At 58.6% G+C, this 25963-nt stretch carries 26 protein-coding genes; 12 read left to right on the forward strand and 14 right to left on the reverse strand.

The features are described from left to right. Nucleotides 1-10 precede the first annotated feature (10 nt). The 3 genes from JQR86_RS16345 to JQR86_RS16355 all read left to right on the forward strand — a co-directional run bounded on the left by JQR86_RS16345 (nucleotide 11) and on the right by JQR86_RS16355 (nucleotide 4627). Entirely contained in the window at nucleotides 11-1666 is a 1656-nt protein-coding gene (locus JQR86_RS16345) for an FAD-binding protein (protein WP_434153906.1), read from the forward strand. An 11-nt stretch (nucleotides 1667-1677) separates the two neighbouring features. After that, complete coding sequence (locus tag JQR86_RS16350; protein WP_434153907.1) at nucleotides 1678-2922, forward strand: complex I 51 kDa subunit family protein; 1245 nt, start codon at nucleotides 1678-1680, stop codon at nucleotides 2920-2922. 169 nt (nucleotides 2923-3091) lie between these two features. Then, entirely contained in the window at nucleotides 3092-4627 is a 1536-nt protein-coding gene (locus JQR86_RS16355) for an acetyl-CoA hydrolase/transferase family protein (protein ID WP_125887298.1), read from the forward strand. Nucleotides 4628-4783: 156 nt separating this feature from the next. Here the strand turns inward: JQR86_RS16355 and JQR86_RS16360 are convergent, their stop codons facing one another. The 6 genes from JQR86_RS16360 to JQR86_RS16385 all read right to left on the reverse strand — a co-directional run bounded on the left by JQR86_RS16360 (nucleotide 4784) and on the right by JQR86_RS16385 (nucleotide 9519). Then, nucleotides 4784-5197: a Rho termination factor N-terminal domain-containing protein gene (locus JQR86_RS16360; RefSeq protein WP_125887299.1), complete on the reverse strand. Its 414-nt coding sequence runs from the start codon at nucleotides 5195-5197 to the stop codon at nucleotides 4784-4786. Between the two features lie 22 nt (nucleotides 5198-5219). Next, nucleotides 5220-5465, reverse strand: a complete 246-nt coding sequence (locus JQR86_RS16365; RefSeq protein WP_010796958.1) for a YgdI/YgdR family lipoprotein — start codon at nucleotides 5463-5465, stop codon at nucleotides 5220-5222. Then, the gene (locus JQR86_RS16370) at nucleotides 5462-5698 is read right to left on the reverse strand and encodes a hypothetical protein (RefSeq protein ID WP_010796957.1); all 237 of its coding nucleotides are present in this window, start codon (nucleotides 5696-5698) and stop codon (nucleotides 5462-5464) included. Before JQR86_RS16370 ends, JQR86_RS16365 begins: the two co-directional genes overlap by 4 nt. Nucleotides 5699-5817: 119 nt before the next feature. Then, on the reverse strand, nucleotides 5818-7878 hold the full coding sequence (locus JQR86_RS16375; RefSeq protein ID WP_434153908.1) for an AsmA family protein: 2061 nt from the start codon (nucleotides 7876-7878) through the stop codon (nucleotides 5818-5820). 94 nt (nucleotides 7879-7972) lie between these two features. Then, complete coding sequence (locus tag JQR86_RS16380; protein WP_312270570.1) at nucleotides 7973-8719, reverse strand: SDR family oxidoreductase; 747 nt, start codon at nucleotides 8717-8719, stop codon at nucleotides 7973-7975. Nucleotides 8720-8805: 86 nt separating this feature from the next. After that, on the reverse strand, nucleotides 8806-9519 hold the full coding sequence (locus JQR86_RS16385; protein WP_074823272.1) for a GntR family transcriptional regulator: 714 nt from the start codon (nucleotides 9517-9519) through the stop codon (nucleotides 8806-8808). Between the two features lie 227 nt (nucleotides 9520-9746). Here JQR86_RS16385 and JQR86_RS16390 point away from each other — a divergent pair, with 227 nt between their 5' ends. The 3 genes from JQR86_RS16390 (at nucleotide 9747) to JQR86_RS16400 (ending at nucleotide 13441) form a co-directional block, all read left to right on the forward strand. Then, complete coding sequence (locus JQR86_RS16390; protein WP_122043540.1) at nucleotides 9747-10808, forward strand: aromatic ring-hydroxylating oxygenase subunit alpha; 1062 nt, start codon at nucleotides 9747-9749, stop codon at nucleotides 10806-10808. 81 nt (nucleotides 10809-10889) lie between these two features. After that, nucleotides 10890-11840: a PDR/VanB family oxidoreductase gene (locus tag JQR86_RS16395; RefSeq protein ID WP_434154938.1), complete on the forward strand. Its 951-nt coding sequence runs from the start codon at nucleotides 10890-10892 to the stop codon at nucleotides 11838-11840. Nucleotides 11841-12103: 263 nt separating this feature from the next. After that, nucleotides 12104-13441, forward strand: coding sequence for an MFS transporter (locus tag JQR86_RS16400; RefSeq protein WP_010796950.1), 1338 nt, complete (start codon nucleotides 12104-12106; stop codon nucleotides 13439-13441). A gap of 53 nt (nucleotides 13442-13494) precedes the next feature. On the opposite strand, the gene JQR86_RS16405 is transcribed toward JQR86_RS16400, so the two are convergent. The 6 genes from JQR86_RS16405 to rutA form a co-directional block, all read right to left on the reverse strand. Next, nucleotides 13495-14649, reverse strand: a complete 1155-nt coding sequence (locus JQR86_RS16405; protein ID WP_010796949.1) for a hypothetical protein — start codon at nucleotides 14647-14649, stop codon at nucleotides 13495-13497. A gap of 108 nt (nucleotides 14650-14757) precedes the next feature. Continuing rightward, a complete protein-coding gene (gene rutF / locus JQR86_RS16410) occupies nucleotides 14758-15297 on the reverse strand; it encodes an NADH-dependent FMN reductase RutF (RefSeq protein ID WP_286788279.1) in 540 nt (179 codons plus the stop codon). 41 nt (nucleotides 15298-15338) lie between these two features. Next, nucleotides 15339-16109, reverse strand: coding sequence for a pyrimidine utilization protein D (gene rutD / locus JQR86_RS16415; protein ID WP_434153909.1), 771 nt, complete (start codon nucleotides 16107-16109; stop codon nucleotides 15339-15341). A 161-nt stretch (nucleotides 16110-16270) separates the two neighbouring features. Further along, a complete protein-coding gene (gene rutC / locus JQR86_RS16420; RefSeq protein WP_010796946.1) occupies nucleotides 16271-16657 on the reverse strand; it encodes a pyrimidine utilization protein C in 387 nt (128 codons plus the stop codon). A gap of 2 nt (nucleotides 16658-16659) precedes the next feature. Continuing rightward, a complete protein-coding gene (gene rutB, locus JQR86_RS16425) occupies nucleotides 16660-17388 on the reverse strand; it encodes a pyrimidine utilization protein B (RefSeq protein WP_150348085.1) in 729 nt (242 codons plus the stop codon). Beyond that, complete coding sequence (gene rutA / locus JQR86_RS16430; RefSeq protein WP_407362811.1) at nucleotides 17388-18482, reverse strand: pyrimidine utilization protein A; 1095 nt, start codon at nucleotides 18480-18482, stop codon at nucleotides 17388-17390. Before rutA ends, rutB begins: the two co-directional genes overlap by 1 nt. A 312-nt stretch (nucleotides 18483-18794) precedes the next feature. Between rutA and rutR the strand changes: the two genes are divergently transcribed. Next, the gene (rutR, locus tag JQR86_RS16435) at nucleotides 18795-19469 is read left to right on the forward strand and encodes an HTH-type transcriptional regulator RutR (protein WP_150348086.1); all 675 of its coding nucleotides are present in this window, start codon (nucleotides 18795-18797) and stop codon (nucleotides 19467-19469) included. Nucleotides 19470-19522: 53 nt separating this feature from the next. On the opposite strand, the gene azu is transcribed toward rutR, so the two are convergent. Both azu and JQR86_RS16445 read right to left on the reverse strand, forming a co-directional pair. Then, nucleotides 19523-19975, reverse strand: a complete 453-nt coding sequence (gene azu / locus JQR86_RS16440; RefSeq protein ID WP_122043551.1) for an azurin — start codon at nucleotides 19973-19975, stop codon at nucleotides 19523-19525. 99 nt (nucleotides 19976-20074) lie between these two features. Then, the gene (locus JQR86_RS16445; RefSeq protein WP_286955599.1) at nucleotides 20075-20347 is read right to left on the reverse strand and encodes a hypothetical protein; all 273 of its coding nucleotides are present in this window, start codon (nucleotides 20345-20347) and stop codon (nucleotides 20075-20077) included. A 65-nt stretch (nucleotides 20348-20412) separates the two neighbouring features. Between JQR86_RS16445 and JQR86_RS16450 the strand changes: the two genes are divergently transcribed. The 5 genes from JQR86_RS16450 (at nucleotide 20413) to JQR86_RS16470 (ending at nucleotide 25959) form a co-directional block, all read left to right on the forward strand. Then, the gene (locus JQR86_RS16450; protein WP_074823298.1) at nucleotides 20413-21000 is read left to right on the forward strand and encodes a TIGR00730 family Rossman fold protein; all 588 of its coding nucleotides are present in this window, start codon (nucleotides 20413-20415) and stop codon (nucleotides 20998-21000) included. A 133-nt stretch (nucleotides 21001-21133) separates the two neighbouring features. Beyond that, nucleotides 21134-21994 (forward strand): SDR family oxidoreductase, encoded by an 861-nt coding sequence (locus JQR86_RS16455; RefSeq protein WP_112297618.1) that lies wholly within the window; start codon nucleotides 21134-21136, stop codon nucleotides 21992-21994. 142 nt (nucleotides 21995-22136) lie between these two features. After that, nucleotides 22137-23204, forward strand: a complete 1068-nt coding sequence (locus JQR86_RS16460) for a class I mannose-6-phosphate isomerase (RefSeq protein WP_434153910.1) — start codon at nucleotides 22137-22139, stop codon at nucleotides 23202-23204. Nucleotides 23205-23237: 33 nt separating this feature from the next. Beyond that, nucleotides 23238-24095 (forward strand): glucose 1-dehydrogenase, encoded by an 858-nt coding sequence (locus JQR86_RS16465; RefSeq protein ID WP_010796937.1) that lies wholly within the window; start codon nucleotides 23238-23240, stop codon nucleotides 24093-24095. 175 nt (nucleotides 24096-24270) lie between these two features. Beyond that, on the forward strand, nucleotides 24271-25959 hold the full coding sequence (locus tag JQR86_RS16470) for a bifunctional metallophosphatase/5'-nucleotidase (RefSeq protein WP_434153912.1): 1689 nt from the start codon (nucleotides 24271-24273) through the stop codon (nucleotides 25957-25959). The last annotated feature ends 4 nt before the right edge of the window (nucleotides 25960-25963 follow it).

The raw sequence follows: 25963 nt of genomic DNA on the forward strand, positions 1-25963 counted from the left end.
GGATTTGGCCATGAGCGGAATTGCCTACGAACTTGCCCTGGCGAACCTGAGCCGGTGCGACGGCATGGCGCCCCCGGCAGTGGACAAAACACCATTGTTGCAACGCTATCACCCGGACTACCAGGAGGGCACTCGTACTCGCCTGAGCATCGGGGCCAACCGCGGTGATGAATGCCCCTCCCGGCTGGCCGCTCTACTGCAGAGCAATGCGCAGATCAGTGATGCCGATCTGGCAGGTGCACCGGTCATCAATACCGAAGTACTGGTCATCGGAGGCGGCGGTGCGGGCTGTGCGGCCGCGCTGACAGCCGCCGAACAGGGGCGACGCGTCATCCTGGCGACCAAGCTACGCCTGGGTGACAGCAATACCGTCATGGCGGAAGGCGGGATCCAGGCCGCTGTCGGTGAAGAAGACAGCCTGCAGCGTCACTTCGAGGATACCCTACGCGCTGGCCACCTGTGTGCAGACCGTACGCTGGTGGCGCGCCTGGCAGAGTCGGGACCTGATTGCATTCGTTGGCTGATTAGCCGCGGCATGCTGTTCGACTTGGCCGAAGGCAGCCCGGTAGGAGGCAAACTCTTGCGCAAGAAACCCGGCGGTGCAACATGCGCCCGCATCCTTTCCTACCGCGACTATACCGGCCTTGAGCTGATGCGCGTCCTGCGTGAGGCCGTGGAGCTGGATGACCGTATCTCGCTGTGGAATCGCTGCCCGCTGGTAGAGCTGCTCTCCGACGAGAGCGGCCAATGCGTAGGAGCCGTGCTGTACAACCTCGACTGGCATGGGTTCATTCTGGTACGCGCCAGCCGGGTAATCCTGGCGACAGGCGGCGCGGGACGGCTGCACCTGAACGACTTCCCAACATCCAACCACTACGGTGCAACCGCAGACGGACTGGTGCTCGCGTATCGGATGGGTGCTCGACTGCGGGAGCTGGATTCGTTCCAGTACCACCCGACCGGCCTGGCCTGGCCTTCGCACCTGGTTGGCGGCTTGATTTCCGAGGCGGCGCGCTCTGCTGGCGCCTGGCTGATCAATGGTGAAGGTAGGCGCTTTGTTGATGAGCTGCAACCACGCGATGTAGTGGCCGCTGCCATTCTCAAGGAGTGCGCAGAGGGCCGTGGGGTGGAGCGTGACGGTAATCTGGGCGTCTTCCTGGATACCCCCGGTCTTGAGCGCAGGCGTCCGGGCATCCTGGAAGAGCGACTGGTCAGTCTGAGGCATCTGGCCCATCGCTGCGGAATCGATCCCAAGATCGAGCCCATGATGGTACGGCCTACCCTGCACTACCAGAACGGCGGTGTGGAAATCGACGAACACGGCGCGACAGCCATACCCGGCCTGTATTGCGCAGGCGAAATCAGCGGTGGCATCCACGGCCGTAACCGCATGATGGGCAATGCCTTGCTGGAAATCATCGCGTTCGGCCGCCGGGCGGGGCAGCATGCAGGCGCGACAGCCAGTCCGAAACCCGCCCCCAAGGTAGGTCTGTATCACCTGTACGACTGGCAGCGGCAAATCACATTGGCAGGGCTGCCCACCCATGTCTGCGGCCCCTGTCTGTTTCCTGATTACGGCAATTTCGATCTGCGCCGCGATGTGGCCCTGCGTGCCAGCGCACCCGGTGCCGTTCAGGCCATGCTGGCCGGCATGACGCCGTCCTGAGGAGTACCGTCATGAGTTTCACACCTGTTCTGCTCTCACCCTCAGCCCAGGTCGGAGCCAATCTGCAAGCCTGGTTCGCTCAGGGCGGCGGCCAGGGATTACGTCAGGCACTGGCCGCACCACACGCCATCATCCCCCTTCTGGAGGAAGCCGGCCTAAGGGGTATGGGAGGTGCCGGCTTTCCTACCCATCGCAAATGGGCACCTGCGGCTGCGCAACCGTCATACCTGGATAAATACGTCGTCTGCAACGGCAATGAAGATGAGCCCGGCACCTTCAAGGATCGCGTACTGCTGGAAAAATCCCCGCATCAAGTCATCGAAGGTGCACTGATTGCCGCCACGGCCATTGGGGCCAACCATGTACTACTCTATGTGAACCCCCATCAGCACGCGTCCGTCGCGTCATTGCGGCAGGCCGTACAGCAATGGCAGACAGAGCCGCTCTTTCAGGAGCTGGCAGCTCTGCAGGGTCGACCAATTGACCTGCGCGTAGTGGAAAGCTCAGGGCTGTACATTGGGGGCGAGGAAACAGCCGTCATTGCCACCCTCGACGGAGGCTTTCCCTTCCCCCATCGCAAGCCGCCTTACCCGGCCGAATGCGGCGTGGATAACAAGCCTACCCTGATCAACAATACCGAGACCCTGGCCAACGTCTCGCATATCCTACGGCATGGTGCAGACTGGTATCGCCATCTGGGCATAGGCAGCGCTGTAGGCACCAAGCTCTACTCGCTTTCCGGCGATGTGCTCAAGCCGGGTCTGTATGAATTGCCGATGGGTACGTCGCTGCGCGAGCTCATTTTCGAGCACGGCGGCGGCATGCTGCAGGACCGCGCCTTCAAGGCCGTCTTTACCGGCGGCCCATCTAATACACTGTTAACCGAACAGCACCTTGATGTAGCGCTGGATTTCGATTCTGTGAAGGCACGCGGGTCCAGCCTGGGGACCGGGGCCATGATTGTGATCTCCGAAGGCACCAGCATCGTACGCAAGGTGGCCGAGTATGTGGACTTCTTTGCTGCAGGTTCCTGCGGGCAATGTCCACCTTGTAAAACAGGCACTTATCAGCTGTCTCGCCTGCTACGACGGATCGATACCGGTGGCGGTCTGCACAGTGATCTGCGTGCCCTGGAAAGCTTGTGCGAGTTACTGCCCGGCAGCGGGCGCTGCGGCTTGATCGACGGCGCAGTAACAGTCGTGCGTAGCTCACTGATGCAGTTCAGGGAAGATTATCAGCGGCAACTGATCGACTAATCTGCGACAATTGGCCGCTCTAGCGCGCTTATCAATGGGGCAGAATACGACCTATTGATTAGGGCGCTAACGTTAGTTTTGGTCTACGGTGCCCGCAGCTCCGCCCCGTCATGACAATGATAAGACTGGAAAGCGGGCATGCTTCTATCCTTGCTGTGAGGTTCCACTGATGAGTGATCGCATCCGCCACCCCGCGTTCGCTGCCCTACGCATGTCTGCCGAGCAGGCAGCTCGCCATATTCGCCATGGCATGACCGTTGGCATGAGCGGTTTTACCGGCGCAGGTTACCCCAAGGCCGTTCCTGGTGCCTTGGCCCAGCACATCACCGAAGCCCATGGCCGAGGCGAGCCGTTTCGTATTCGTGTCCTGACGGGCGCATCCACTGCGCCTGAACTGGACGGTGCGCTGGCCCGCGTCGACGGTATCGAGTTGCGTGTACCGTTCCAGTCCGACCCCGAGCTGCGCAGCCGCATCAATGCCGGCCAGCTGGATTACATGGATATTCATTTGGGGCAACTGGCTGAAAAGGTTCGCTACGGCTTTTTCGGCAAGGTTGACATTGCCGTGGTGGAAGTAACCGCCATTCGTGAAGACGGCAGCCTGGTGCCCTCCTCCTCGGTCGGCAACAACAAGACTTGGCTGGACATGGCCGATGCCGTGATTCTGGAGGTGAACCGCTGGCAGCCGGATGCGCTCGACGGTATGCACGACATCTTCTATGACACCGCCCTGCCGCCCAACCGTACCCCTATCCCACTGACCCATCCGGGTGAGCGTGTAGGTGAGCCTTATTTGCAGGTGCCGTTGGAAAAAGTAGTGGCCGTGGTCGAGACCGACGCGCCAGACCGCAACAGCCCGTTCAAGGCACCGGATGCTGCCTCCAAGGCCATTGCCGAGCATATGATCGATTTCCTGCGCTTCGAAGTGCGTCAGGGTCGTATTCCGGCCAACCTGCTACCGATCCAGTCCGGGGTCGGCAACATCGCCAATGCCTTCATGCAGGGGCTAGGCGAAAGCGAATTTTCCGGCCTGACTGCCTTCACGGAAGTGATTCAGGACGGCATGCTGGAACTCCTGATCAGTGGCAAGATGGATCTGGCGGCCGCTACCTCGTTCTCCCTGAGCCCCGCCGGTATCGACCGCTTCCTCGAACACTCTGAGATGCTGCGCAAGAAAATCATCTTGCGCCAGCAAGGCGTGAGCAACCACCCCGAGCTGGTGCGTCGCCTGGGCTGTATCGCACTCAACGGAATGATCGAGGCCGACATTTACGGCAACGTGAACTCCACGCACCTCATGGGCACCCAGATGATGAACGGCATCGGTGGCTCGGGCGACTTTGCCCGTAATGCCTACCTGTCTGTCTTTATGGCGCCGAGCACGGCAAAGAATGGCTTGATCTCCACGATTGTGCCAATGGTGAGTCACGTCGATCACACCGAGCACGATGTCAGTGTCATCGTGACCGATCAGGGTCTGGCTGACCTGCGCATGCTCAGTCCTAAGCAGCGTGCCAAGGTCATCCTGGAAAAATGCGTTCACCCCAGCTATCGCGACATGCTGGCCGATTACATCGATCGGGCCAATAGCGGCAGCTACGGCAAACATACGCCTCACCTGTTGCCGGAAGCCCTCTCCTGGCATGAGCGCTATTTGGTGACGGGTAGCATGTTCCGTCCGGAAGCCAATCAGGCACAGGATTGATTCTGCCCTGACGAAAAAGCCCCAGCGTCTATTAGGCGCTGGGGCTTTTTTATACGCTCAAGGTGGGGCAGGGTCACCTAATGCGCCAGCTGCTCCCGCACAGACCACATACCCACGGTATGCAGAAGAGGTCTGTGTAATTCGAAATCGGGTTGGTCAGCTCAGGGCCTTGATCAACTCGTCTTTCTTCATGCGCGAGCGACCAGTAACACCTTGCTCTGCGGCTTTCTTCATTAATTCATCACGTGTCATGTCACTCAGCGATGTACTGCCGCGACGTCCGCGCGTGGACGCGCTACGACTGGGTGAGCGTCCTGAATTCGGCGAATGCCCATGCTTGGTTGCGACCGCACGGCGAGCAGAGTCCTTACGATCGGCGCGCTTGGCCGTCTCGCTTTTCTGTGTGCCGGAGCCACTCTTGTTGCCGCCACCAGACTGCTTGTTGACGGTAGCCCAGGCACGCGCCTCCGCCTGGTCTTCCGACATGCCCTTGGCTTCGTAGCTTTCCTCGATATGCTCGGCCTTGCGCTTTTGTTTATCGCTGTAGGTTGACTTGTCGCCGCGTGGCATAGGTGCCTCCTGTTCAGACGGATCAGTCTTCGGCTTTGATCGTTGCTACGTCATCAGCCCGGACGCGAATCTGGCGGCCGGAAACGTCTTTGAATTCATAGAAACCATCAGCAGTTTTAGTGTTGGGTTTGTCCTGGGTGATGTACTCGGTACCATCCTGCAGGGTCACAACCGTGGCGGTGGAACAACCGCCCAAAACAACAGCGCTCAGCAGCAGTAATACACCCGCAAAACCCTGTGTCAGGTTTTCCCTGAATGCGCGAATCATTGCGCTACTCCATCATCCAGTCGGTGGATCGAAACATCACTGATGCCCACGATAGGCAAGCCCGGTTCGAGATCGAACAGCAGGTACTGTGCATCGTTGACGGCAATCAGATGCTTGACGGCCAGCTCACGAACCACATCGGTGACCGGTACATTCAGGTCGGCAATGCGGTCGGTGTGGGGTTCGCCCAGCAGTTTGTAGTGAATTTCATACTCCTGGCCCATATCGCTCATGGCTTCGGTCTCCCTGAGTGAGATACACCTGTTTTGAGAGGTATAACCCTTCACTTGTTCTGTCACGCCCGCTGAACGGTCGCTTCGTTGCGGCCTGACAGATAAACGGTAAAGCCTGATTAGTTCCCTCTTCTCATCTGCTGAAGCAGGGCCTTGCACTGGTTGTCCTGACTGTTATTGCTCGGGGCCACAAGTGCCAGCAGGCCCGCAGCCGGGGCAGCAAATGTAGCAAGCAGTGCGGCAGCGGCGCCCCGTGCAGCCAAGGGCAAGGGTTTGACGCCTGGCGAAGGATTCTTCAATGTTCCCCTCACATATAAAGGCGAGCGGAGCGAGAAGATGCGATAGCCCTTGCTGTGCGGCTCAATGGACAGGTCAATCTGCTCGTTGGCAAAGTTGACGGTGCCGTCGATGTTGATCAAAGCGTTTTCCGTATCGAATACGAAGACACGCGTCTTCATCAGTCCATTCGTGACCTGCAGATCCGACGCAGCGCAATTGATCGCCACCTCATCGTCACCAAACAGGCGGCTGACCAGATAGTTGCCCACATTGAGGCCAGCGATTTCCATCAGACTACGACTGATGGAGCCATCATTCATCAGCACCTTGAGTTCACCATTGCTGCTGCCCAGCAGTGCTGCGACCGAGTTACCCGTTCCCGTCAGGGTGGCATCACCGTTGAGTTCGCCAAAGCTGTCACGCATGGCTTCAACCGTAGGGAACAGCTGCTTGAGTTTGACGCCCCGTATGTGCAGATCCATCCGGGCGGGCATGGGGCTCTTGTCTCCTTCCAGGCGAACCGTGCTATTCAGCGCACCGCCTGCGGCGCCAAAGCGCAGTGGATCGATGAGCAGGACGCCATCGGTCAGCTTCAGATGCAGATACAGATCAGACAGCGGCAATGAGGCATTCTGAACGATGCGCTGGCCGGTAAACTTCACGTCGGCATCCATGGCGCGCCACCGTTCGGTACGAAACTCGGAAACAGGTAGCGCTTTGTTCGCGGGCTGCTTGTTCTCTTCACCGCGAGCCTGCTTCTGCTCGGCAGAGTCGGCGCCGATAAGAGGCGCCAGATCAGCAAAAAGCAGCTGATTGGAGGTCAGTTCGCCGGTCAGTTTTGGCCGTGGCTTGCCCCCTGTATATTGCAGATCTCCATGAAGATCGCTCTGCCCTACCTTTCCAGAAAAGTCCTCGTATTGGAAACGTGGCCCGGCCGGGTCGTTGAGGACAACGGTAAGGTGTCCATCAGTCGAGTACGGCGCCGTTTCCGGGAGCGTTACGCCCGTCAGGCGATAGAGCTGCCCCAGGCTCTGTCCGGACAGTTTGAGCCGCAGATCCAGAGCCCCCAGCTTGAGCGGTTCGGTCAGCGTTCCGAAGACATTTAGGTGCGTGGCACCCGCGCGGACATCGGCCTGAATGGGAAAGGGTGCGTCCGGATCATGCAATGCCAGTAGCCCACCGATCTTGCCGCTGCCCTCCACGGCTTGCTCCTTGTACCGGCCCTTCACGGTCCAGCCAAATTGCAGTGCCTGGGTCTGTTTGACATTGGCCCGCTGCCGCTGAGTCCCGGCCTGCCCAACGATGTCGGCATAGGCAATGGGAGCATCCAGTGAGGTGATCGTGGTTTTGACGTGGGCCTGTACGATGTCATCGTCATAGGCGACCTGGCCTGCATCAAAACCAATGGTGCCGATGTCCACGGTCCAGGCTGAGGATGCTTCGTTTGGGTCCTTTTCCTGTTTGTCGCCCTGGTCGAAGGTCCAGGTATTACGACCATCCGCCAGGCGTTGCAGGTTGGCTTCCGGCTTGGTCACGTCGATACGTGGGATATAGACCTGCTTGCTCAAAAGCGCCAGAGGCGAGATCCGCAACTGTACCCGGTCCAGGTGCACGAAGCGTGGGTTGCTTGCCCAGGAAGGATTGCCGATCTCGATGTTTTCCGCCGAGATGTGCGGCCACGGGACCCAGGCCCGCCAGCCGCCCTGATCCGTTTCGCGGCGCCAGTCCACACCCAGATTGCCGTTGATGGCGAACGAACGGTTGAGCGCGGCTGACGCCTTGTCATTGAGGGTAGGCTTGAGCCGGTTCCAGTCGAACGTCGAGACGAAGACGATCATCACGACGATTAACGTCACCAGGATGCCTAGCGTCCAGACGATGATTTTCCGGGTCCGTGTCACGCCTTTTCTCCGTTTCGCCAGCCATCAGAAGGTCACGGCGTTATGCCATGTACCTACTACGTCAACGACGAACGGCAGTGGTTCAACCGCTCGCTCAGCGACCTCCAGAAATGTCGAGTATCGCACCGCTGGCATAAGAGGCCTCATCCGACAGCAACCAGATGATTCCGGCGGCAATCTCTTGCGGCTCACCTGCCCGGCCCATGGGCGTCGTGACACCAAGCCGCAAACCGCGGTCAGGATCGCCGCCACTGGCATGAATCTCGGTCAGGGTCAGACCAGGACGTACCGCGTTGACGCGCACGCCCTGCGGTCCCAGCTCTTTGGAAAGCCCTAGCGTCATGGTGTCGATTGCGCCTTTGGACGCAGCATAATCGACGTATTCATTGGGTGAACCCAGCCGCGAGGCAACCGAAGACACATTTACGATCACCCCGCCCCGGCCGCCTCGCTCGGTAGACATGCGCCGTGCAGCCTCACGCGCGCACAGGAAGGCGCCCAGGATGTTCACCTCGAACATACGCCGCATACGGTCGATGGGCATATCGGCGAGCTGCAGGGACTGCCCCGTGATACCGGCGTTGTTGACCAATCCGTCCAGCCCGCCAAACTTGTGTTGAATGGTATCGAACATGGCCAGAACGTCCGCCTCGACGGACACATCGCCACGAATGGCAATCGCCTCGCCACCAGCCTGCTCTACCAGCGCCACACATTCATTAGCCGCCGTCTCGTCAGCCGTGTAGTTCACACCCACACGCCAGCCGCGTGCACCGGCCAGTCGCGCTGCTTCACGACCGATACCCCGGCTGGCGCCGGTAATCAGAATAATCTTGCTCATGGAGGCCTCTCTTATTCGGAAAGTCCGCTCAGCTTAGGCAGGAATTGGTGAGGGTGCGAGCGACAAGGCGAATAGGACAGGTGCTGTTACATATCGCGAATGACCTTGAGCCCCTCGTGATCGGTGTGCGGGGAGCCAAACAGGTCGGCATAGCGCATCGTCGCGTTGGCATGCTCGCGCATGAGAGCTTCTGCACGCGCGCCCTGTCTGTTTACCAGGGCATCGACGATGGCATGGTGCTGCATGTGCGCAAAGTTGAAGCGCCGATATTCTCGGGCCATGTCGTTGCGATCCACTGCCAGCGAGCTGACCGAGGCAAACGGCAAGTGATCGTTACGCGCCAAGGCATGACTGATCGCAGGATTACCGCTGGCCTCAATAATGACCTGATGAAAGCGCCGGTTGAAATCATGGTAAACCTCCATGTCTTCCTCGGTGACATAACCTTTGGCAAACAGGACATCTCCCGTGGCAAGGCACTGCTGCAAGGCTTCCTGAGTCGTTGGATCCAAACCGCGTTCTGCCGCCTGTCGCGCCGCCAGCCCCTCCAATACACCCCGGACTTCCACCGCACCTGCAATCTCTTCGCCAGTCACCGTCCGCACGGTATAACCACGGCCTTCGTTCTTGGACAGCAATCCTTCCTGCTCCAGCGTCCGAAAGGCCATACGCACCGGCATGCGCGAAACCCCCAGCCGCTCGGCGGTAGGAATTTCCACCAGCCGCTCACCAGCCGGTAATTCACCGGACACGATCATTTTCCGTAATGTGACCAACACCCGTTGTCCTGGCTTGCTCATGAGGTCCTCTCGGCGCTGTAATCAATTCATCTTAGCGCAGGCAGCTTCCGGCTGGGCACGACACCTGCGGCAGCTATCGTCAGGGAGCAACCCGGCGTTCGTCGAACCCAATGGCCGTTAATCGCACCAAAAATGGATCCAATAGTGACTTATAGATTGACTCAGCATCTGTATAGCGCGAAGTATTGGATCCAATAAAAACAAAACAGCCCTGTGAGGAGCCCACCATGTTCCCGAAAAATACGTGGTATGTAGCCTGTACGCCTGACGAGATCGCCGATAAACCGCTCGGTCGTCAGATTTGTGGTGAAAAGATCGTTTTCTACCGTGGTCCGGAAGGCAAGGTCGCGGCGCTGGAGGATTTCTGCCCTCACCGTGGCGCCCCGCTCTCGCTGGGCTTTGTACGTGACGGTGTCCTTGTATGCGGCTATCACGGCCTGGAGATGGGCTGCGATGGCAAGACCGTTGCCATGCCAGGCCAGCGCGTTCGTGGTTTCCCCTGTATCCGTCAGTATCCGGTCGAAGAGCGCTACGGCTTCATCTGGGTCTGGACCGGCGAGGCCGAAAAAGCCGATCCTGCCCTGATTCATCATCTGGAATGGGCCGACAACCCCGAGTGGGCATATGGCGGCGGCCTGTATCACATCAACTGTGACTATCGCCTGATGATCGACAACCTCATGGACCTGACCCATGAGACCTATGTCCATGCCAGCAGCATCGGGCAGAAGGAGATCGATGAAGCCGCACCCATCACGAAAGTGGAAGGCGATACCGTCATCACCAGCCGCCATATGGAAAACATCATGGCCCCGCCCTTCTGGCGCATGGCCTTGCGCGGCAACAACCTGGCGGATGACGTCCCCGTGGATCGCTGGCAGATCTGCCGCTTCACGCCACCAAGCCATGTTCTGATTGAAGTGGGTGTGGCCCATGCCGGGCATGGCGGTTACGAGGCCGATCCCAAATACAAGGCCTCCAGCATTGTGGTCGACTTCATTACACCGGAGACCGAGACCTCTATCTGGTACTTCTGGGGCATGGCGCGCAATTTCAGACCTGAAGACGAGGCGCTGACGGCGACCATCCGTGAAGGCCAGGGCAAGATCTTCTCCGAAGACCTGGAAATGCTGGAACGTCAGCAACAGAACCTGCTGGCCTATCCCGAACGGCAACTGCTGAAGCTGAACATCGACGCGGGCGGCGTACAGTCGCGCCGGATTCTGGATCGCCTCATCGAAAGCGAGCGTAGCGCAGCTGCCCCGCTGGGCATGATTGCTACCGCCTGATGCCCCTGGCGCCTCCTTCGTACAGAGGCGCCTGCTATTGAGGTGGCTTGCATGGCAGGCCACTCAGCCGAGGACTTTATCGTGATCGACGTTCTGATCGTTTCGAAGAAAACCGAAGCCACGGACATCTGCAGCCTCGAGCTGGCCAGTGTCGATGGCTCACCCTTGCCGGAATTCAGTGCCGGCTCGCATATCGATGTGCACTTGCCGGACGGCATCGTTCGGCAATATTCGCTCTGCAACCCGCCAAGCGAGCGCCATCGCTATCAGATTGCCGTTCTCAAGGACCCCGCCTCCCGTGGCGGCTCGCTCGGTGTCCATCAGCTCAAGGAAGGTACACACCTCACTATCAGCGAGCCGCGCAATCTGTTTCCCCTGGCGCATGGCGCCAAACGCAGCCTGCTGTTTGCTGGCGGTATCGGCGTGACGCCCATTCTGTGCATGGCCGAGCGTCTGTCGAATATGGCCGCAGACTTCGAGATGCATTACTGCACCCGCTCCGCCGATCGCACGGCATTCGTCGAGCGAATCAGCACCTCACCGTTTGCCGGTCAGGTACATTTTCACCATGACGATGGCCCCGTGCAGCAGAAGCTGGACGCCACTCAAGTGCTGGGCCAGCCGGAGCCGGATGTACACGTGTATGTGTGCGGCCCGACAGGCTTCATGGAGTACGTTCTCAGCACAGCCAAAGCCAACGGTTGGCCGGAGGAGCAACTGCATCGTGAATATTTTGCGGCAGCACCCACCGATACCTCCAACGATGGCAGCTTCGACCTCAGGATTGCCAGCACCGGACAGACCCTGCATGTTCCCGCTGAACGTACCGCACTCGACGTTCTGCTGGAGGCAGGATTCGACATTCCGATGTCCTGTGAGCAAGGTATCTGCGGCACCTGTCTGACCCGCGTGCTGGACGGTACGCCAGAACACCGGGACATGTTCATGACAGAGGATGAACAGGCTGCAAACGATCAATTCACGCCCTGTTGCTCACGCGCCAAGAGCGCTGTGCTGGTCCTGGATATCTGATAGGCCTGATGGACGCCCGTCAGGTCATCAGATCGCCATCAAAAGCTGTTCGTTAAGCGGCCACTCTTCTACGTCGAGAGGGCCGCGGTGTCGTATAAGTACTGCATCCGGTCTGCCTCGAATATCGCGATCAAGGCTTGAACGCTTCGAGCAGACTTTCAGTACTACAACAATAACAAGAGGCACCCCCATGCTCATGACACCGCTACCTCTGCTCTGTTATGCACGTCACTTGCGCGCCACCACTATTCGGGAGGCGGGCCATGCATAACGACCTTCGCCGGGCTGTCGATGAAGGCCGCATGAACGGCTTTCAATGGACCGCCATTATCATTTGTATCGCGTTAAACATGATCGACGGCTTCGACGTACTGGTCATGGCCTTTACCGCCGCGTCCGTTTCCGCTGAATGGAAGCTCTCTGGCGCTCAGCTGGGCGTACTGCTCAGCGCAGGACTGTTTGGCATGGCTGCGGGCTCGCTATTTATTGCTCCCTGGGCGGATCGCTTTGGCCGTCGCCCGCTCATTCTGGCGTGCGTAACCGTTGCAGGCCTTGGCATGTTGCTGTCTGCATTCAGTCAGTCAGCTACTCAGCTGGCTGTATTGCGGGCCATCACTGGGCTTGGTATCGGTGGCATCCTGGCCAGCAGTAATGTGATTGCCAGCGAGTACTCATCCAAGCGGTGGCGTGGGCTTGCAGTGACCCTGCAATCCACCGGCTATGCCCTCGGGGCCACCATTGGCGGGCTTATTGCCGTGGCATTGCTGTCTGCCTGGGGCTGGCGCTCGGTCTTCGTCTTTGGTGGCCTGGTGACGTTCGCTATCATTCCCTTCGTACTGTGGCGTCTGCCCGAATCGTTGGATTTTCTGCTGGCCAAGCGCCCGGACAATGCCCTGGTGCGGGTCAATCGTCTGGCCCAAAAACTGGGCTATGCACCGCTTACCGAGCTGCCTCCGCAGCCCCTGCGCGAAGCGCACAAGGGCAGCAGCTTCAAGCAGCTATTTTCACCCGCGCTGCTACGCACCACCCTGCTGATCTGGGGCTCATTCTTCCTGACGATGTTCGGTTTCTACTTCATCATGAGCTGGACACCCAAGCTGCTGGTGTCGGCCGGTCTTTCTGCACAGCAGGGCGTAACGGGTGGAGTATTGCTGAGCATTGGCGGCATCTTTGGCGCAGCCTTGATCGGCATGCTTGCCGCGCGCTTCAAGATCAGTCATCTACTGGCTGTTTTCATGGCCTGCACAGCCGTGCTGCTCAGCCTGTTCGTTTCCTCCACCTCCTCACTGACCACGGCCTTTACCCTGGGTCTACTCATTGGCCTCTTCAGTAACGGCTGCATTGCCGGGTTGTATGCCTTGGCCTCCATGGCATATGACGCCTCGGTACGCGCAACGGGTATGGGCTGGGGTATTGGCATTGGCCGCTTCGGGGCTATTCTCTCGCCACTGGTGGCAGGTGGGCTGATTGACCTGCAGTGGGGTCCGGCTCAGCTGTATCAGGGCTACGCCGTGGTGTTTGTACTGGCGGCGGCTACGGTGCTTCTGCTCAAACTGTCTGCCCCTGTTCGTACCGTGGGCGCACCTTCACAAGCTCATTGAGTGAGTAGACTAGAGGCCGCTCCGGCTGCCTCTAGTCTGCTAGTCTGATCCGATCACTCCGGCAGCGTGACCTTGACCGGCCCCGGATGCGCCTTGATGGTCTTGTAGGGAATCACCGTATCGCCTGGCTCATCGCAGCTTCTGGCGGCCCGGGCAAAAGTAGGCCCCAGGTAAATTCCACGAGGCTCGAAATACCACACCGAAAACTGCCAGACAGAAGGGTCCTGGTAATTGCATTCGTTCGGGTCGTCGTTCATCAGCTCGGGATACAGACGCTTGAACTGGTCAACCACCCACGGGGCAAACAACTGCTCGCGGTAGTTGGAGTACGCCTCCAGATTATCCATGCCCCGCTCGTAATGGATGGACGGCCCCTTACCCAGCCAGAACACATCTTCCAACTCTAGAATCTTGCCGGTGGCCAACTCCATGTTGAGCGGCGCATCACCAAAGTCTGGATGCGCACCGCCGCAGTCGTAGCTGGTGAACAGACTGACGCTCAGTACAGAGTCATTGATAAATACCGGTTTGACCGTCTGATCGAACTCTGTCTCACGATCACGTGCCCCGGACAGACATCCAAAATAGCTGTTCACCTCCTGCCACTGCCGATTCTGCAGCGTCCTGTTGGCAGCGCTCAGATCCATCGCCGTAGGGGATGAAACCAGCTGGAACAGGCGAATGCGGGAAACGGGCTCCACCCACCACTGCAAACCATACCCCATAAAGGTGTCCTGCCTGTCTTTCTTCAGGCTCAGCCCTTTCAGGCGCAGATACTCGTAGGGTGATGTACGCCGCAGCTCGTCCAGAGCGGGTAAATCGTCAGGACGTGCCGGCGGCAGCGCTACAGGGGAAAGACTGATATCGAGCGTCTTGCCTTTGCTGGCCCAGCGGCCGGTCCAGCGACCATTGGCGCCCTGTTTGAGCGTCCACTGCATGGGCACGCTTTTCGTGCTGAAAAAAGGACGATTCTCACTCAGACGCAGGGTACGCTGCTTGTCCAACGCTCCGTCGAGCGCAATATCGGTGTGGTACTTCTGGTAGAAATAGCGCCCGGTCACCTCGTCGGGTTTAGCCAGATCCAGTTCAACCAGCACCTTGGCCTGCCCGACAGTGCCCTGCAGCAGCTCCGGCTCTGCCATGGCCGAACCGGCAGCCAGCAACAGTGCCGCGCTACAGCACTGCAGCACAGAAACGATACCTCTCATGGACTCTTATCCTCGACCCTTTCTTGTACGAACCGACACAGCCTAATCGACCCATGTGTCAGCCCATACTCTACGAGGAATAAGCGGCTCAGCACATCCCTACCATAGTTATCCGCAGGGAGCGGATGTCAGCAGGTCCTGATAACTCCGGTTGAAGTAGACCAGCCCATCTACATCGTCCTGGCGCTCGATAGCGACCACTTCGCACAGGAGTACGTCGTGAGTGCCTACGGTATTGATCGAAACGATTCGACAATCAAATGAGACTACCGCTCCTTCCAGCGCTGGCGAGCCGGTGATCAGGGTATTCCAGCACGCCGCGGCAAATCGATCCTGCATACCGGTTTTACCGCCAAACAGATTGGAGAGTGCCTTGTGCTCACTGCTCAGAGTATTCACGCACAGGGTGCCGTTGGCCTTGAAGATCGGATAGACCGAGGCTGAACGGTTCAGGCAGACCAGCAAGGTAGGCGGCTCGTCGGTCACGCTGCACACGGCTGTTGCCGTGAAGCCGGCACGGCCTTGGGGACCATCAGTCGTCACGATATTGACCGCCGCGCCCAGCCGGGCCATGGCATCGCGATAGTCCTGCTTGGGTACACGAAGAGGTTGTACGGGCGAAACGATATTCAGGTTGGCAAGTGACATGGCATAGCCTCACTGCAGGAGCGACGCTCCTGTCATCGGATTCAGGTCAGGTAGTCGAGCATTAAAGCGTTAAAGGTATCGGGGTCCGTCACGCTGGAGGCATGCCCGCCGTAGCTGAGCAGCTCGAACTGCGCATCGGGCAGGTGTTTGGCCAGATGCTCGGAACACACCCACGGCACTAGCAGATCGTCCTGGTTGGCAACGATCAGGGTGGGTGTTCTGATCTGCGCCAGCTGGGTATCCACATCGAATGCCTGCAATGCAGCGATACGTCGGCGCACATTCTCGCTATCGGGAAAATACGCCAGGGCATGGGCTTCGTCGGCCTCGAGGCGTTTGGTGTTTTGCAGCATCCAGTCGGCGGGATACAAAAACAGGGGCTGGGCCTGTACGTAGGCGGCCGGGCCTGTATCGTTCAACAGAGCGAGTCGTACAGCAAAACAGCGGGCGCTGTGCGGATTAGGCTTGCTCCAGGCGTTGACCAGAATCTGGCTGATCAAGAGTTCAGGCCGCATCAAGCCGATCTGAAGCCCTACAAGACCGCCCAGGGCGTGCCCCATGAAATGGCAACGCGTGATACCCAGCGCATCGACCATATCCAGTACATCCTGCGCCATGGCCTCGATGGTATAGCCCTCAGGGATAACCGCCGGGCTCTTGCCTGTGCCGGTCTGGTCGTAAGTCACCACGCGGAAGTACTCGCCCAGCGCCGCGAGCTGCGGCGTCCAGAATGCCCCCGCACCGCCAAGACCGGATGACAGTACGATGGTATCGGCCTCGGCATCCTGCCGGCCATGGATCTCGAAGTGCATGCAAGGCTCCCCTGTATACCGTTGGATAACGCGCATGGGTTGTTTCATGAGATGCGTGACGGGGAATCCCCTGGTAGCAGGTATCGCCTGACGGCTCGACCCAACCTACAGACTCATAAGATGGGTTGAGTGAAGCGATACCCATCACTTCACTTGCTCACTTACGTTCCCACATGGGCGATACTGGCGATCTCGATCAACGCATCCGGCTTTACCAGGCCGCATTGGATGCAATAACGCGCGGGCTTCTCGCCTGGAAAATACTCGGCATACACCGCGTTGATCGCCCCGTAGTTCGCCCAGTCGGTGATCATGATCATGTTGAAGGTCACGTCATCCATCGTTCCGCCGGCCTCCTCCACGACCCTCTTGATGGTTTCCAGCACATGCCGCGCCTGTGCAGCGGCATCGCCTACGTGTACAACATTGTTGTCCTTGTCGAATGGCAGGGTGCCGGAAACATACAGAACTCCATCAGCCAGTGAGCCTGGAACAAAGGGCGCAAGGGGTTTTCCGCTTCCGGCGGGAATCACGCTGTGCTTGGGCATGGTCAGTCCTTTTTGAAGGTGGCGTGGAAATCGGCAACGGTTGAAACCCAGCCAAAAAACGTCTCGATATTGAATAGCGCCGCCTCGTGCGCCGAGCGCGGCCCGGCCTGATGGCAGGCATCGCCCAGGCAGACGCCAAAGTATTCGAGAAAGAACCCGTCTCGCAGCGTGGACTCCACGCAGACGTTGGTGGCGATCCCTACGAACACGAGGTTACGAATGCCGCGGGCACGCAGGAGGCTATCGAGAGGCGTATTGTAGAAACCGCTGTAGCGGGTTTTGGGTACGACCAGATCCCCCTCCCGCGGCTGAAGCTGATCCACCAGCGCATAATCCCAACCGCCTTTGGCAAGCAGCTTGCCTTGCAAGTCCGGGCGTTTACGCATGGTCTTGAGCGCGTTGGACTTGTGCCAGTTGGGCGAACCAGGTCCACCAGCTTCCTGATACTCTGGATCCCAGCCATTCTGAAACCAGACAACCTGGATACCGGTCGCACGCGCGGTTTCCACCACCCCGGCAATGTTTTCGATTACCGGGCCGGTTGCGTCTACATCAAAGCCAGCAAGGTCCAGATAGCCGCCCTTGCTTGCATAGGCGTTCTGCATATCGACGACTATGACTGCCGTCTCGCTGGCCTTCAGCCGCAGGGGCTCAGGGCGTGCAGGTAGCGTGACCGCGTCCTGGCTGCCTGTCGGCACGGCATACCCTGCCACGGATTCAAGCGCGTTCATTAGGCACTCTCCTGCAGCCGAGTGACATGACGGCGGCTCTGCATCAAGGGCTGGATCTTTTCACCAAATTCGGTAACGCCCTGCATGAAGTCGTCAAAGGTCAGCAACACGCCACTGGCCCCAGGTACCTCGGCGATCTCATCCAGCATGCGGGCGACGTTGGCGTAGGAGCCCACCAGCGTACCCATGTTGATGTTGACCGCGGACGTCGGGTCCGACATCTGTCGTACATTCGTATCGCCGCCTGACTTGGTATCAGCTGCCGCCTGAGCCCCCAGCCATTTGATGGCCTCTTCGTCGGCGCCGGCCTTGTAGTGTTCCCACTTGGCACGTGCCGCTTCATCGGTTTCGCCGGCAATCACCATGAACAGCACGATGGAGCTTACGTCGCGGCCTGTCTTGGCGGTGGCGGCCATAAGACGCTCGGAGGTCGGCGCAAAAGCCTTGGGCGTGTTCACACCTTTGCCAAAGACAAAATTGTAATCGGCGTACCGTGCCGAGAAGGCCATGCCGGCGTCGCTGGAGCCAGCACACACGATCTGCATATCAGCTTGCGGTTGCGGGCTGACACGGCAGTCTTCCATCTGGAAATGCTCGCCCTTGAAGTCGGAGCGACCGGTTCCCCACAAGTCGCGCAGGATCTGGGCGTACTCACCCAGATAGTCGTAGCGGGTAGCAAAGAACTCATCGCCCGGCCAGAGGCCCATCTGGCTGTATTCAGGCTTTTGCCAACCGGTTACAAGGTTCACGCCGAAGCGGCCACCGGAAATAGAGTCAATGGTAGAGGCCATCCGCGCCACGATGGCAGGCGGCAGGGTCAATGTAGCGGCAGTAGCAAACAGCTTGATGCGCGATGTCACGGCGGCAAGGCCTGCCATCAGGGTGAAGGATTCCAGGTTGTGATCCCAGAACTCGGTCTTGCCACCAAAACCACGCAACTTGATCATCGACAGGGCAAAGTCGAAGCCATAGTGCTCGGCGCGCTGCACAATGTTCTTATTTAGCTCGAAGGTAGGTTTGTACTGCGGTGCGTTCTCGGAGAGGAGCCAGCCGTTGTTGCCGATCGGGATGAATACGCCAATGTCTAGAGTCATGCTCAGCCTCGGATTCGCTCGTGGGTCAAAGTGATTTCCCGCCCGTACCGCAAGCCAGGAATACCAAGGACAGAGCACAAACTCTGCCAGCTTTAGGTTTCTGCTGGGCAAACAAGGAGTTAGGTCAAAACCTGCTTCTTAGCGTGGACCATTTGGTCCGAACAAGAGCACCTGGCTTGTGCAGCCTGCACGATGATGGGGCGAAAACCGCAGGCGGCCTGCTACTCTGGCGAGCATGAAATTCGGCTGACGGTACTCACTCAAGGCCGCTCGCGATAAAGTGCAGTTCGTGCTGTAGAGGCAGGAGTCGTTGTGAGTCAGGACCGTTCATCCACACCCAGCAAGCCCACTCGCAAGCCCAGTGCTGCGACACTGGAGCGCCGCCGACGGCAGATCGAGGAAAAGCGCGGCATCATCCTTGAGGCAGCGCTGGACTTGTTTTCCCGGTACGGCCTGCATGGCACCAGTCTTGACCAGATAGCCGCCCAGGCAGAGGTTTCCAAGACCAATCTGCTGTACTACTTTGGCAGCAAGGAAGACCTCTACCTCAACGTGCTACGCCAGCTGTTGGTGATCTGGCTGGCCCCCTTGAAAACCTTTAGCACAGAGCAGGACCCGATCGACGCCATCAAGGGCTACATCAGGCACAAGCTGGAAATCTCTCGTGACTACCCAGCCGAATCCCGCCTGTTCTGCATGGAAATTCTGCAAGGCGCGCCGCTGCTCCTGAGCGAGCTGGAAGTGCCCCTGCGGGAGACGGTCGAGGCCAAAGCTGCAGTAATCCGCGCCTGGATCGACGCCGGTCAACTGGCTCCGGTCGACCCGCATCACCTGATCTTTACGCTCTGGGCAACCACCCAGCACTACGCCGACTTTCGTGTCCAGGTTCAGGCCATCCTGGGCAAAACCCTCGATGACCCTGTGTTTTTCGAAGAAGTGCTGAGCAGTGTGCAGGCACTGATTCTGGAGGGTTTGAAGCCCCGTTAGCCTGAAATGCAAAAGCCCGGTCAATGCCGGGCTTTCTATCGGTCTTTCGACATTCAGTCGTCGATCGTGAGCGTGCCCTTCATGATGGCCGCATGACCGGGGAAGGAGCAGAAATATTCATAGTCCTCTCCCTTCTTCAATGTGGAGGTATCAAACGTCACGGACGTCTTTTCGCCACCTCCAATCACCTTGGTATGGGCGATCACGCGGGAATCGTTTTCCTTGAGGTAATCCTTGTCCATACCGGCCGCGATACCGTCAGTGGCAACACCCTGGACATCATCCTTTTTGGTCAAGACCCAGTTATGCCCCATGACATTCTTGGGTAGCGTACCGGGATGGATCAGGTTGACCGTGAATTGCTTGCAGTCCTCATTGACCTTGATCTTGTCCGTGCTGAAGGTCATCTGATCAGTTCCCTGAATATCGACCGAGCACTGGTCGGCTGCCCATACGGATGAGCTGGCCAGAGCAAGCAGAGAGACAGCGAAAAGCGAACGTTTCATGAAATCTCCTAACGCATGTGTTCACTTAGTGAAGACTGGCATGTTTGAAAGCGAGTTCCAATCGCTAAAACGTCTGGAACATGGTTTGCAACGAAACGGCTATGGCTGCCATCGAAACTTTTGAGCGGCAAGGCCAGCCTGATATTGAGAGGATGCCCCTGTCACTTGCCGTCTTGAGGAGTACCCACCATGAAATTCCCGGACTACATCAACCAGCTTTTCATCGCCTACGCTCTGGGTGCCAGCGGCACCTGTCCTGAACAGGTCTCTGCCTGATGCTCCCTCCAGCCTGAAGTAATCGGCACGCGCGCACCTGCGATCAGCCGATTGCTTCATGGCCACCTCTCCCGCATGCACTACGGCACTGATCATGACAAGGCTTGGTTAACCTTGGCGTGAGGATTACGCTTACGCCTCCTACCAGCCAAGGATCAGCAATGTCGTTGAAAGCCGTTTGTGTATTTTGTGGCGCCAAGACAGGCGCCGACCCAATCTACCGTGAAGCTGCCGAAGCCTTGGGTCGCGCCCTGGCCAAGCGCGGTCTTACGCTCGTCTATGGTGGCGGTGCCGTGGGCCTGATGGGCATCGTGGCCGACGCGACCCTCGCAGCCGGAGGCGAGGTGATAGGCATCATCCCCAAAAGCCTCCAGGATGCCGAAGTCGGCCACAAGGGACTAACCCGTCTTGAAGTAGTCGATGGCATGCATGCACGCAAAGCACGTATGTCTGAACTGGCGGATGCCTTTGTTGCCTTGCCCGGTGGACTAGGTACGCTGGAAGAACTCTTCGAAGTCTGGACCTGGGGTCAGCTCGGCTATCACGCCAAGCCGCTGGGCCTTCTGGAAGTAAATAACTTCTACGCGCCCCTTGCACAGTTCCTGGATCATGCAGTGAGTCAGGGCTTTGTGGCTGGCCCTCATCGCGAGATGCTTCAGGTCAGCCAGTCGCCGGATGAACTGCTCAATGCGCTTGAACAATGGACGCCCACCGTAGCGCCTCGCTGGCACGCCAACGCGCCCAAGTAGATCACTTCAGTCGATAAAGCGAGGCGTATGGCCTCGTTTTATCGTTTCAGCACCATTCATCTCTTTTGGTGAACCCGCTCAACGTATGGCATGTCGCATTTTTTACATCGCCCTAACACGTTTGGAGGAATTCATCATGACCGATTACCCACGCCCGCCTTTCCCCGAACAACCCCAAGAGCCGCCAGCACTTCAATCCAAAATGACACCCGTTCCGGACTGTGGCGAGCAGAGCTACAAGGGATCTGGTCGTCTGGCTGGTAAGGTTGCGCTCATCACCGGGGGAGACAGCGGCATCGGTCGTGCAGTGGCTATTGCCTTCGCTCGGGAAGGTGCCGATGTTGCCATTTCCTACCTGAACGAACATGAAGATGCCGAGGATACTGCGCGCTACGTGAAAGAAGCCGGACGTAAGGTTCTGCTACTGCCAGGCGATATCAGCAAGCGCCAGCAATGCCTGGATATCGTTCAGAAAACCGTGTCCGAGTTCGGCCGCATTGATGTACTCGTCAATAACGCCGCATTCCAGATGTCCCACGAGTCGCTGGAAGAGATTCCGGATGAAGAATGGGTGTACACGTTCGATACGAACATCACGGCCATGTTTCGTATCACCCAGGCAGCCGTCAAACACATGGGCAAAGGTGGTTCGATCATCAACACCACCTCTGTGAATTCAGACATGCCCAAGGCCACTCTGCTGCCCTATGCCACCACGAAGGGGGCGATTGCCAACTTCACGGCAGGTCTGGCTCAGCTCCTGGCCGAAAAAGGCATCCGCGCGAACAGCGTGGCACCCGGCCCGATCTGGACACCGCTGATTCCGTCCACCATGCCGCCTGAACAGGCCTCGCAGTTCGGTAGCCAGGTTCCGCTGGGACGAGCAGGTCAACCGGCCGAGCTTGCGCCTGTATATGTCATGCTGGCCTCTGATGAAGCCAGCTATGTGTCTGGCGCTCGCGTTGCGGTCACTGGCGGCAAGCCGATTCTGTAAGACCTACTGCGCCATGGTCGGCTACAAACCGGCCGACCGTGGCCAGACCCAAACATCTACATGCTCTTAATGACTCATGCGCCCTTGTGAGCGTACGGGATTGTTTTGCCTGCCTGTTCCTCATCTGTACTAAGGAGCACACATGGACTGGTACCCTCTTCGGTTATCTACCCCTATCCGTAGCCACATGTTTGGCGGTCACGCCATTGCTGAAATACTGGGTCGCCGCGGGCTGCCTGCTGGCCGTATTGCCGAGACATGGGAAGTCAGCGATGTCGAAGGCAGCATTGCAAATGTCACCGAGGGCTCGCTTGCCGGTCAATCGCTTCGTGATCTGGTGAAGCGTTATCCCACCGAGCTGGTGGGCCCAGGGTTTAATGGTCCCTATTTCCCCCTGCTCAGCAAGTTTATCGATGGCTGCGGCATGTTGCCGGTGCATTTGCATGCTGATGACGAAACCGCTCGCCGTCTCGAATGCCAGCCCAACGGCAAGACCGAAGCCTGGCATATCCTTTGGGCCGAGCCCGGTGCCACCGCACTGGTCGGAATCAAGCCGGGGATTGATCGCGATACCTTGCGCAGCGCCCTGATTGCCCAGGATTACGACGCCGTCATGCGCCGTCTGCCGGTCCGTGCAGGCGAGACCATCTATGTGCCTGGAGGCACACTGCACAGCTTTGGCCCCGGTACGCTGATCTATGAGATCGAGCAGACTTCGGATATCCAGCAACAGGCAATGCCCTGGCAGATGTCCGACGGCTCGCCACTCAGCCATCAGGACTGGATTGACGGTATCGATCAGCTGCTCGAAGAGTGCTATCTCGAACCCCAACCCGAATTCACACCCGGCTTCCGGCTGCCCCAAGGCGATGACATTGATCGCTTAATCTGTACTGCTAGCCCTTACTTTGCCTTGGAGCGCTGGCGTGTAGCCGGTGCGGGCGCCAAGCCTCTTACCTACCGTTTCAACAAGGCCACGCTGCTTAGCAACGTCGGCACACCCATCCGCATTCAGGCCGGTAACTGGTCTGGCGTCCTGGGCGCTGCCGAAACCCTTCTGCTGCCTGCCGCGCTAGGAGAAATTCAGTTAGCCGGACCGGCTGACGTCCTGTTCGGCTACGTACCTGACCTTGAGCAAGACATTCGGACGCCCTTGCGCGCTGCAGGCTACGGTGATCAAGCCTTTGCAGTGCTGGGCGCCACGCATTAACCCGTTTTTCTAACCACTTGAAAGGAGGTCTTTATGTCCGACTATCCAACGCCACCCATGCCAGCCGAAACCCAACCCTATCCGGGCTATGAAAGCCAGATGAATCCGCGTCCGGACTTTGGCGAACAGAGCTACAAAGGCTCCGGCCGCCTGAAAGGCAAGGCCGCACTCATTACCGGCGGTGACAGCGGTATCGGCCGCGCGGTGGCCCTGGCCTTTGCTCGCGAAGGTGCGGACGTTGCCATCTCCTACCTGAGCGAAGACGAAGACGCCCGTGAAACGGCACGGCTCGTTACCGAAGCAGGCCGCAAGGCAATCCTGATTCCAGGTGACTTGAGCCAGCGCGAAAACTGCCTGGCCGTCGTGCAGAAAACCGTTGAAGCGTTTGGCCGTATCGATGTGCTGGTCAACAACGCCGCATTCCAGATGACCCGCCAGTCGCTGGAAGAAATTCCGGATGAAGAGTGGGTGCACACGTTCGATGTGAACATCACCGCCATGTTCCGCATTACCCAGGCGGCTGTGAAGCACATGCCCAAGGGCGGCTCCATCATCAATACCTCCTCGATCAATGCGGACATCGCGCCGCCTTCACTGCTGGCTTACTCCGCCACCAAAGGAGCAATCGCCAACTTCACGGCAGGTCTGGCGCAACTTCTGGCCGAAAAAGGTATTCGCGCAAACAGCGTGGCACCCGGACCGATCTGGACGCCGCTGATCCCCTGCACCATGCCAGCCGAACAGGTGGAAAGCTTCGGCAAGATGGCGCCGCTGGGTCGTCCTGGCCAGCCTGTCGAACTGGCGCCAGTCTATGTAATGCTGGCCTCGGATGAATCCAGCTACGTCTCCGGTGCCATGGTGCCTGTCACTGGCGGCTCGCCCGTGCTCTGATCGATCACGGCTGGGCTGTCTAACGGCCCAGCCGGCTTCTTACGCTGTTCTGTCATCTCTCCGCTTCATACTGCGCCTACCGTTTCGTTGAAAGCATGCTATTGCTTAAAGGATGAAGCGATCCGCTTGGTATGCCTCTCTGGCATGCATATCCCTCTGCACCTGGAAGCGCTAGATGATGCCTGTTCGCTCTTATGCTGCCCTGGGCCCTGTGGCCTTGTCCCTCCTGCTGACGGCCTGCTCTTCGGCCCCGACCCAACCGTTAGAGATCAACCTGGCCGTATTCAATGACTTTCACGGCTACCTGCAACCCGCCAGACTGACCTACCCTGACTCCACCGCACCCGACGGCAAACGCACAATCGAAGCGGGTGGTATAGAGGTGCTGGGTGGCGTTATCAACTATCTGCGTCAACAGGATCCAGAGCTACTGGTCATTGCCAGCGGTGACCTCATCGGTGGCAGCCCACCCATCTCATCGCTCTGGGCGGACGAGCCTACCATCGAAGCCATGAACCTATTGGGGCTGCAACTTTCGGCGGTCGGTAATCATGAGCTGGACAACGGAAAGGATGAACTGCTGCGGGTCATCAATGGCGGCTGCGCTTCCAACCGGCCCCAGAAAGCCTGCCAGCTGCACAAAAACTACCAGGGGGCGCACTTTACCTACCTAGCTGCAAACCTGATCGATAACCAGACGGGTAAACCCGTGTTTCCGGCCTACCAGATCCTGAAAGCCCACGGACAAAAAATCGCATTCGTGGGTGCCGTGCTGAAAGACGTAGCCCGGATCGTCTCGCCGGCTGGCATGAACGGACTGAGCGTTCAGGACGAAGCCGATGCCATCAACGCCCAGATCCCTGCCCTCAAGGCCCAGGGTGTAGAGGCCATCGTCGCAATCATTCACCAGGGCGGAGGCACGAATGAATCCTACAATGCGCCAGACTGCACCCGCCTGCGCGGCCCTATCGTCGAGATTACCAAGCGCCTTGATCCGGCAGTCGATGTCGTTGCCAGTGCCCACACGCATCAGTCTTATACCTGTCACGTGGACAATCGCCTTGTCTTTCAGGGCGGCTCCTACGGGCAGTTCGTCAGCCATGTACGGCTCGGCATTAACCCCAAGACCCACGACATCGTCTCGGCCAGCAGCGAAAACCTGACCGTGGACGCCCATCGCTACACCCCCGATCCAGCGCTCGCCGCGCTGCGTCAGGAAGTTGAAAAGCGTAGCCAGCATGTGCTTCAGCGGCCTATCGCACGTATTGCTGTCCCCCAGATCACCCGCATGACCGATGCCAATGGCGAATCGACGCTAGGCGATCTCATTGCCGATGCCCAACTTCAGGCGACACGCAAGCTAGGCGCCCAGATTGCCCTCATGAACGCAGGCGGCATCCGCAGCAATCTGACTCTGGAGCCTGGCCAATCCAGGTTGACCTACGCCCAACTGGCCGCCAATCAGCCATTCGGCAATACCCTGACCTTGCTGACCTTGAGCGGTGCCCAGCTCTATCAGCTCATGGAGGAGCAATGGAGCAGTGACGACAGCGCCAGTCTGATGCAGGTTTCGGAAGGCTTCAGCTACCGCTGGAATCCGGCAGGCAAACCGGGCCAGAAAGTGGTTTCCGGAAGCATGAAGCTGAATGGACAGCCGATCCGGCTCGACCAGGATTACCGCATTACAGTGAACAACTTCATGGCCCAGGGAGGGGATGGACTTGAGATCCTCAAGCACGCCCGCCACGTACAGGAGACCGGCATTCTTGATGTCGATGCGCTTGAACACTATCTCGTTGAACGGGACACGTCCGGCAAGCCGGCCGGCCAAGCTAAACCTGCCGGACGTATTCAACGCTTGTAAGCGT

The organism is Pseudomonas sp. JZ134, assembly GCF_051027695.1.
GTDB classification, from domain to species: Bacteria; Pseudomonadota; Gammaproteobacteria; order Pseudomonadales; family Pseudomonadaceae; genus Chryseomonas; species Chryseomonas luteola.

Coding starts and splice junctions, on each gene's coding strand:
- JQR86_RS16345 (WP_434153906.1), top strand. CDS start 11: ATGAGCGGAATTGCCTACGAACTTGCCCTGGCGAACCTGAGCCGGTGC.
- JQR86_RS16350 (WP_434153907.1), top strand. CDS start 1,678: ATGAGTTTCACACCTGTTCTGCTCTCACCCTCAGCCCAGGTCGGAGCC.
- JQR86_RS16355 (WP_125887298.1), top strand. CDS start 3,092: ATGAGTGATCGCATCCGCCACCCCGCGTTCGCTGCCCTACGCATGTCT.
- JQR86_RS16360 (WP_125887299.1), bottom strand. CDS start 5,197: ATGCCACGCGGCGACAAGTCAACCTACAGCGATAAACAAAAGCGCAAG.
- JQR86_RS16365 (WP_010796958.1), bottom strand. CDS start 5,465: ATGATTCGCGCATTCAGGGAAAACCTGACACAGGGTTTTGCGGGTGTA.
- JQR86_RS16370 (WP_010796957.1), bottom strand. CDS start 5,698: ATGAGCGATATGGGCCAGGAGTATGAAATTCACTACAAACTGCTGGGC.
- JQR86_RS16380 (WP_312270570.1), bottom strand. CDS start 8,719: ATGAGCAAGATTATTCTGATTACCGGCGCCAGCCGGGGTATCGGTCGT.
- JQR86_RS16385 (WP_074823272.1), bottom strand. CDS start 9,519: ATGAGCAAGCCAGGACAACGGGTGTTGGTCACATTACGGAAAATGATC.
- JQR86_RS16390 (WP_122043540.1), top strand. CDS start 9,747: ATGTTCCCGAAAAATACGTGGTATGTAGCCTGTACGCCTGACGAGATC.
- JQR86_RS16400 (WP_010796950.1), top strand. CDS start 12,104: ATGCATAACGACCTTCGCCGGGCTGTCGATGAAGGCCGCATGAACGGC.
- JQR86_RS16405 (WP_010796949.1), bottom strand. CDS start 14,649: ATGAGAGGTATCGTTTCTGTGCTGCAGTGCTGTAGCGCGGCACTGTTG.
- rutF (WP_286788279.1), bottom strand. CDS start 15,297: ATGTCACTTGCCAACCTGAATATCGTTTCGCCCGTACAACCTCTTCGT.
- rutD (WP_434153909.1), bottom strand. CDS start 16,109: ATGCACTTCGAGATCCATGGCCGGCAGGATGCCGAGGCCGATACCATC.
- rutC (WP_010796946.1), bottom strand. CDS start 16,657: ATGCCCAAGCACAGCGTGATTCCCGCCGGAAGCGGAAAACCCCTTGCG.
- rutB (WP_150348085.1), bottom strand. CDS start 17,388: ATGAACGCGCTTGAATCCGTGGCAGGGTATGCCGTGCCGACAGGCAGC.
- rutA (WP_407362811.1), bottom strand. CDS start 18,482: ATGACTCTAGACATTGGCGTATTCATCCCGATCGGCAACAACGGCTGG.
- azu (WP_122043551.1), bottom strand. CDS start 19,975: ATGAAACGTTCGCTTTTCGCTGTCTCTCTGCTTGCTCTGGCCAGCTCA.
- JQR86_RS16445 (WP_286955599.1), bottom strand. CDS start 20,347: ATGATCAGTGCCGTAGTGCATGCGGGAGAGGTGGCCATGAAGCAATCG.
- JQR86_RS16450 (WP_074823298.1), top strand. CDS start 20,413: ATGTCGTTGAAAGCCGTTTGTGTATTTTGTGGCGCCAAGACAGGCGCC.
- JQR86_RS16460 (WP_434153910.1), top strand. CDS start 22,137: ATGGACTGGTACCCTCTTCGGTTATCTACCCCTATCCGTAGCCACATG.
- JQR86_RS16465 (WP_010796937.1), top strand. CDS start 23,238: ATGTCCGACTATCCAACGCCACCCATGCCAGCCGAAACCCAACCCTAT.
- JQR86_RS16470 (WP_434153912.1), top strand. CDS start 24,271: ATGATGCCTGTTCGCTCTTATGCTGCCCTGGGCCCTGTGGCCTTGTCC.